The sequence below is a fragment of the Fundidesulfovibrio soli genome, from assembly GCF_022808695.1.
Taxonomy (GTDB): domain Bacteria; phylum Desulfobacterota; class Desulfovibrionia; order Desulfovibrionales; family Desulfovibrionaceae; genus Fundidesulfovibrio; species Fundidesulfovibrio soli.
Map to the genome: position 1 here is coordinate 20,625 of NZ_JAKZKW010000031.1, position 6,415 is coordinate 27,039.

Annotated in this window: 6 protein-coding genes and 4 tRNA genes; all 10 read left to right on the forward strand. The window is 68.6% G+C overall.

Annotated features, from left to right (window positions below; genetic code table 11):
* The first annotated feature begins 61 nt into the window (after positions 1–61).
* A complete protein-coding gene (gene rfbC / locus MLE18_RS17265; protein ID WP_243440050.1) occupies positions 62–619 on the forward strand; it encodes a dTDP-4-dehydrorhamnose 3,5-epimerase in 558 nt (185 codons plus the stop codon).
* A gap of 27 nt (positions 620–646) precedes the next feature.
* Complete coding sequence (locus MLE18_RS17270) at positions 647–2,089, forward strand: mannose-1-phosphate guanylyltransferase/mannose-6-phosphate isomerase (RefSeq protein ID WP_243440051.1); 1,443 nt, start codon at positions 647–649, stop codon at positions 2,087–2,089.
* 59 nt (positions 2,090–2,148) lie between these two features.
* Complete coding sequence (locus tag MLE18_RS17275; RefSeq protein ID WP_243440052.1) at positions 2,149–2,727, forward strand: cytochrome c family protein; 579 nt, start codon at positions 2,149–2,151, stop codon at positions 2,725–2,727.
* Positions 2,728–2,733: 6 nt separating this feature from the next.
* Positions 2,734–4,839: a molybdopterin-dependent oxidoreductase gene (locus MLE18_RS17280; RefSeq protein ID WP_243440053.1), complete on the forward strand. Its 2,106-nt coding sequence runs from the start codon at positions 2,734–2,736 to the stop codon at positions 4,837–4,839.
* A complete protein-coding gene (locus MLE18_RS17285) occupies positions 4,836–5,471 on the forward strand; it encodes a 4Fe-4S dicluster domain-containing protein (protein ID WP_243440054.1) in 636 nt (211 codons plus the stop codon). Before MLE18_RS17280 ends, MLE18_RS17285 begins: the two co-directional genes overlap by 4 nt.
* Positions 5,472–5,726: 255 nt before the next feature.
* A tRNA-Thr gene (locus MLE18_RS17290) sits at positions 5,727–5,802 on the forward strand.
* A 9-nt stretch (positions 5,803–5,811) separates the two neighbouring features.
* Positions 5,812–5,897 (forward strand) — tRNA-Tyr (locus tag MLE18_RS17295).
* A 59-nt stretch (positions 5,898–5,956) separates the two neighbouring features.
* A tRNA-Gly gene (locus MLE18_RS17300) sits at positions 5,957–6,032 on the forward strand.
* Positions 6,033–6,066: 34 nt separating this feature from the next.
* A tRNA-Thr gene (locus MLE18_RS17305) sits at positions 6,067–6,142 on the forward strand.
* Positions 6,143–6,201: 59 nt separating this feature from the next.
* The coding region (locus tag MLE18_RS17310) for a GTP-binding protein (RefSeq protein WP_243440055.1) at positions 6,202–6,415 on the forward strand (214 nt) is incomplete at its 3' end.

The window sequence follows — 6,415 nt, forward strand, 5'->3', positions numbered from 1 at the left end:
GGGAGGCTATTGGGGTATACCGCCCCAGTTTCGATCACTGAATCATTCAGGAGGTAACGCCGTGGGTTTCGAGGCCACCGGCATTCCAGGGCTCTGGCTCTACGCCCCCAAGGTCTTCCAGGACGAGCGTGGCTTCTTCATGGAGAGCTACAACAAGGCCAATCTGGACGCGCAGGGCATCGCCTGCGACTTCATACAGGACAACCACGCCCTCTCGCGCTGCAAGGGCGTGCTGCGCGGCCTGCACTTCCAGACCCCGCCCAAGGCCCAGACCAAGCTCGTGCGCGTGACGCGCGGCGAGGTGCTGGACGTGGTGGTGGACCTGCGCAAGGGCTCCCCAACCTACGGGCAGTGGAAGTCCTTCGTGCTCAGCGAGTCCAATTTCCTGCAGCTCTTCGTGCCCAAAGGCTTCGCCCACGGCTACGTGACGCTCACCGAGAACGTGGAGTTCCTCTACAAGGTGGACGAGCTCTACGCCCCGAACAACGACAGCGGCATCCTCTGGTGCGACCCGGACCTGAACATCGACTGGGGCGTGTCCGACCCGATCCTCTCCTCCAAGGACACCAAGCTCGGCCTCTTCAAGGACTTCGAGTCACCGTTCGTATTCGAAGGCTGATCCTCCAACACCACGCGAGCCCAATCCATGACGAAACCCACCGAAGCCTCCGAACTTTTCCCGCACTGCCACGCCGTGGTCCTGGCGGGCGGTTCAGGCACCCGCCTCTGGCCGCTCTCCCGCACGCTGCTGCCCAAACAGCTGCTCTCCCTCGATGGGGGAGAGAGCCTGCTCAAGCGCACGGTGAACCGCGCCCTGGACGTCTTCGACCCGCGCAACGTGTGGGTCGTCACCAACGAGGAGCACGTGTTCGAGGTGCGCTCCCAGCTGCGCGAGATCAACCCCGCGCTGGAAAAGGGCGTGCTGGCCGAGCCCGTGGGCCGCAACACCCTGCCCGCCATCCTGCTGGCCCTGGACAGCATCGTGGCGAGCGACCCCGACGCGCTGGTGGCCGTGTTCCCTTCGGACCACATGGTGGGCTCCAACGGCGGCTGGGTGGAATCGCTGGGCAAGGCCCTGCCCCTGGCCCGCGAGGGTCGGCTGGTGACCTTCGGCATCGCCCCGGACAAGCCCGAGACCGGCTACGGCTACATCCGCAGGGGCGAGCCCCTGGCGCCCGGAGCCTTCGACGTGCGCTCCTTCGTGGAGAAGCCCGACCTGGCCACCGCCCGTGGCTACCTGGAGAGCGGCGAATACTACTGGAACAGCGGCATGTTCGTCTTCTCGGCCACGGCCTTCCTGGATGCCGTCCGCGCGCACCAGCCCGTGTTCTGGGACTGGTGGGAGCGCCGCGCCGAGGCCCCCCTGTGCTCCGGTTACCACTCCATCCCCGACATCTCCGTGGACTACGCCGTGGTGGAGAAGATGGACAGCCAGGCCGTGATCGAGGCCTCCTTCACCTGGGACGACCTGGGCAACTGGGAGGCCATCTACCGCATGGGCTGCAAGGACACCGGCGGCAACGCCGTGCAGGGCGACGTGCTGGCCCTGGACTGCAAGGACAGCCTGCTCATTTCGCGCGGGGGCAAGCTCGCCTGCGTGGGCCTCGATGACATGATCGTGGTCCAGACCCGCGACGCCACGCTGGTCTGCCCCAAGAGCGAGTCCCAGAAGGTCAAGGACGTGGTGGGCGCGCTCAAGAAGCAGGGCAGCGAGCTCATCAACGCCCACGTCACGGTGCGCCGCCCCTGGGGCAGCTACACCGTGCTGGAGGAAGGCCCCCACTACAAGATCAAGCGCATCGAGGTGCCCGCCGGAGGCAAGCTCTCCCTGCAGATGCACCACCACCGCTCCGAGCACTGGGTGGTGGTCTCGGGCACGGCCCTGGTGCAGGTGGGCGAAAAGGAGACCCTGCTCACCGAGAACCAGTCCGTGGACATCCCCAAGGCCACGGTGCACCGGCTCTCCAACCCCGGCAAGGTCACCGTGGAGATCATCGAGATCCAGACCGGCCCCTACCTTGAAGAAGACGACATCGTGCGCTTCGAGGACGTGTACGGCCGAAACGCCAAGAGCGGCCCGGACAGTTGATTCGCGCGCGTGGCGAGGGGGGCGCTCCCGAAGGGGAGAGGCCGGATTCTTCAGACGCCGTGGGCAGGGGGACGCCCGCCCACGGCGTCTCACGCGTTTCGGTCCGCCCGCTGCTGGCGGCCTGTCTTGCCGCGGGGCTGGCCATCGGCCTCGGCGGCGGCTGGCTGGCCTGGCCCAGGCTGGCCTCCCGGACGTTCACCCAGCCCATCCGCTTCAGCCATTCGGTCCATGCCCGTCAGGAGGTGCCCTGCGCCGCCTGCCACTTCACCGCGCCGGGCGGGGCCTTCGGCGGCCTGCCCCGCGTGGCGGTCTGCGCCGGGTGCCATCAGGACCCTACGGGCGGGCGCTCCGACGACGAGAAGGAAGCCGACAAGCTGGTCACCGAATACGTGAAGAAGCGCAAGGAGGTGCCCTGGCTCGTGCTGGCCGCCCAGCCCGGCCACGTGCGCTTCCCCCACGGGCCGCACCTCAAGGCCGCCTGCGCCGCCTGCCACCCGGACATGTCCCGCGAGGACTACCCGACCCTGCGCCGCGACAGGATCTCCGGCTACACCAACTGGACCATGTCCATGCAGCGCTGCCGCGAGTGCCACCAGGCCAGCGGCGCGGGGCAGGACTGCGTGCTCTGCCACCGGTAGGCCCCCATGGCGTCGAAACGCAGAACATTCCTCAAGTGCGCCGCTGCCCTGGCCGCCGGGGCCGCCGTGGGCGCGGCCGCCAGCCCCGCCCCCTGGGACGCCCTGCGCCAACTGGAGCGCCGCGAGCACTCCCCGCCTGACCTGCCGCACCCGCCCGCCGGGCCGCTGGAGCATGTGGATACCGTCAGCGCTGCGGGAGAGTTCGGCACGGGCATCCGCGTGCTCACCTCGGGCGGCAGGCCCATGCTGGTGCGCGCCAACCCGGAGAACCCCCTGGGCCGCTGCGGCCTGCCCCCGGCGGACCTGGAGCAGGTGCGCGCCCTGGCCCATCCAGGCCGGTTGAGCGTGCCTCTGCTCAAAAACTCCGAGGGCCGCCTGGAGCCCGTGGCTTGGTCCAAGGCCCTGGACCTGCTCGCCGCCCGCCTGAGCGAGGCACGGGGCGAAACCCTGGTGGTCTCGCAGGCCCGCGAATCCTGCGGGCGCGAGGTTGCCGCCGCGTTCTGCGCCGCACTGGTGGCCGGGCTGGGGGCCGGGCTGGGGGCCGCCCACGCGGCCATGCCCTCCGAGGTAGCCACGGCCGCCCGGGCCGCCGCGCTCATGGGCCTCACGGGCACCCCGGGCTACGACCTGGACAACGCGCGCGGGCTGGTGCTCCTGGGGGCGGACGCCTTCGGCTCCATGCCCGCCTCGCCGCACCTGCGCCGGGCCTGGGCCAGTTCGCGCGGGCGGGAGAAGCAGGGGAAAGCGTATTATTTCGGCCCCGAGCGCGGGGCCACGGCCGCCCTGTGCGATGCCTGGGTGCCCCTGGCTGCCGGAAAGGAAGCCACGGCGGCCCTTGGCCTGTGCTGGCACCTGGACGCGCTCGGCCTGGTCCGTTGCGAGGCCCCGGACCTTCCCGAATTCCTCCAGTTGATACGTTCGCGGTTCACGCCCGAGTTGGTGCATGCAGCCACTGGGCTGAAGCCAGCGGACCTCGAGAACGCGGCCCGGGTCCTGGCGGACGGCGGCGTGCTCATCGCCGGGGCCGCATATGGTTCCGGCGCGGACGAGTCCACGATCCTGGCCGGCCTTGCGGCCAACGCATTTGCCGGGCGGCTGAACCGGCCCGGGGGCGTCATTCTGGTGGAGGGCCTCCCGGCGACGCCCGGAGCTCCCGCCCCGTCGGATGATCTCCTGGACCGGCTGCGCGCCGTGGCCCAGGGGGAGCGGCCCGCGCCCAAGGTCCTGCTGCTGGTGGAGGCCGATCCCCTGGTGGAGCTGCCCGACGGCGTGCTCACCGCACGAGCTTTGTCGCGTATGGGATTCAAGGCTTGCTTCGCGGACCGCCTCACGGCCTCGGCCGCCCCGTGCGACCTGGTGCTTCCCGCGCCCATGCCCCTGGAACGCCAGGAGGACATGCGCACTCCCTACGGCCTGGCTTTCCCCTGCCTGGGCCTGGCCCGTTCGCTGCTGCGCCCCATGGGCGACTGCCGCCACCCGGCGGACGTGCTGCTGGAGGTTGCATCGCGCCTGGGCCTGCCCGGAGCGGGCCCGTCCCACCAGGCCCGGCAGCGCGCCCTGGCCGTCGCGCTGGAAGGGGAGGAGGGCTTCGTGGCCCGTGGCGTGGAGCCCTGGAAGGTGCTGGCCGGGGAGGGCAGGCCCGCGCCGGAGGCGGATCCCTGGCGCGAGCTGCAGGCCGGGCGCCTGTGGTGCGGCCCGCGCATACGCTCGACCGTCCGGGAGGGCGGGTTCACTCTCGGGTCAACGTTGCTGGCCGGGGCCACAGGTCCGGAGGCGTCAGACCTGGAGCGTCCGCTGACGCTGCTTGTCCGGCCCGCGCCTGAAAAATTGATTCCGGACGGGCAGGGCGGGGCGCTCCCCTCCGTACGGCTCAATGCGGCGACAGCGAAAACCCTCCGCCTGCGGGAAGGATCAAGAGCCCGGCTCAAGGGGCATTCCGGCGGCGCGGACGTGACGGTGGCGTTGGACGAGTCAGTCATGGACGGGCACGCCGTCCTGACCCCCACGCGGGAACAAATATACGCGATCCGTGCCGCCATGGACTCGCGCCCCGCCGGGAACGGTCCGGCGCGTCGCTGGGACGCCTGCCGCGCGACCCTGGAGCCCGCATGAGTTCGCCAGTCTGGGGAATGGTCATCGACGTGGACGCCTGCACCGGCTGCGGGTCCTGCATGGCCGCCTGCAGGGTGGAGAACAACGTCGCTCCCGGTTCGCGCATGGACTGGATCACGCTGGAGCGACGCACCAACGGCCTCCAGTTCCCGGATTCGGACGCGGCCTTCCTGCCCAGGCCCTGCATGCACTGCGCGAACCCGCCCTGCGTGCCGGTGTGCCCCACGGGGGCCACGCGCGTCAGTTCGCTCGGGGGCATCGTCAGCCAGACCACGCCGCAGTGCATCGGCTGCCGCTCCTGCGTGAAGGCCTGCCCCTACGGGGTGCGGCGCTTCAACGAGCGCGAGCCTGTCTGGCCCAAGGGCATGGACGCGGCGGTGACGCCCTTCGCGGCGGTGCGCCCCAAGGGCGTGGTGGAGAAATGCACCTTCTGCGTACACCGGCTGATCGCCCACGGGCCGGAAGGCTACACCACCGCCTGCGCCGAGGCCTGCCCCACGGGAGCCATCACGTTCGGGGACGTTTCGGGCCTTCGCCTGGGGGGGGACATGTTCGCCCTGCTGCCGGAGTCGGGCGCCGGACCGCGCGTGGCCTACGTTTCCAGACGGAGCTGGCTGCGCGGGAGAGGATGAATTTTCGGCCGGGGATTGATTTTTCGCTGGACGTAACCGGGAAAGCAGTGCAGTATCCCTCCTCGCGCTTGCGGCTGGTGGCCTTATCCGGCTGCTGGAGCGGGCGAGAAAATAAATGATGCGGCACCCTTGACAAGTCCTTCGGGTTCTGTCAGTTAGGCCGCCGCTCTTTGAGATTGGAAGGCATTTTCCCGCGAGGGCTCAAAAAAGCCCTTGCGTTAAGCCTGGAGAAGGGCTAAGCCTCGCCGTCTTGGCGCTGGCGTAGCTCAATTGGCAGAGCAGCTGATTTGTAATCAGCAGGTTGCGGGTTCAAGTCCCATCGCCAGCTCCAGAAGAAGATGGTGGGGTTCCCGAGTGGCCAAAGGGAACAGACTGTAAATCTGTCGGCGTCAGCCTTCGGTGGTTCAAATCCACCCCCCACCACCACGAGATTTTTGAGAAGCGCAGGAGGCGGCTGAAACCGTCGATCGGACTGCGGATTAGACGCGGGAATAGCTCAATGGCTAGAGCATCAGCCTTCCAAGCTGAGGGTTGCGGGTTCGAGTCCCGTTTCCCGCTCCACGTCACGTCCCACCGGCCTCGCTTCATAAGATAGGCCCACGTAGCTCAGTCGGCAGAGCACTTCCTTGGTAAGGAAGAGGTCACCGGTTCGAATCCGGTCGTGGGCTCCACAAAGCAAAATCAACTGGCGGCAGCCACACTAAGAACGACCACTTGAGGGGGATTTACCATGGGTAAGGCCAAATTCGAGCGCAATAAGCCGCACGTCAACATCGGCACCATCGGTCATATCGACCACGGCAAGACCACGCTGACCGCCGCCATCACCAAGCTGTCGCACATGCGCGGCTTCGGCGAGTACGTGGCCTTCGACCAGATCGACAAGGCTCCCGAAGAGAAGGAGCGCGGCATCACGATTTCCACGGCGCACGTGGAATACCAGA

What these genes read in the sequence shown, in the direction of transcription:
- MLE18_RS17280 (WP_243440053.1), top strand. Translation starts at nt 2,734, where the DNA reads ATGGCGTCGAAACGCAGAACATTCCTCAAGTGCGCCGCTGCCCTGGCC.
- MLE18_RS17285 (WP_243440054.1), top strand. Translation starts at nt 4,836, where the DNA reads ATGAGTTCGCCAGTCTGGGGAATGGTCATCGACGTGGACGCCTGCACC.
- MLE18_RS17270 (WP_243440051.1), top strand. Translation starts at nt 647, where the DNA reads ATGACGAAACCCACCGAAGCCTCCGAACTTTTCCCGCACTGCCACGCC.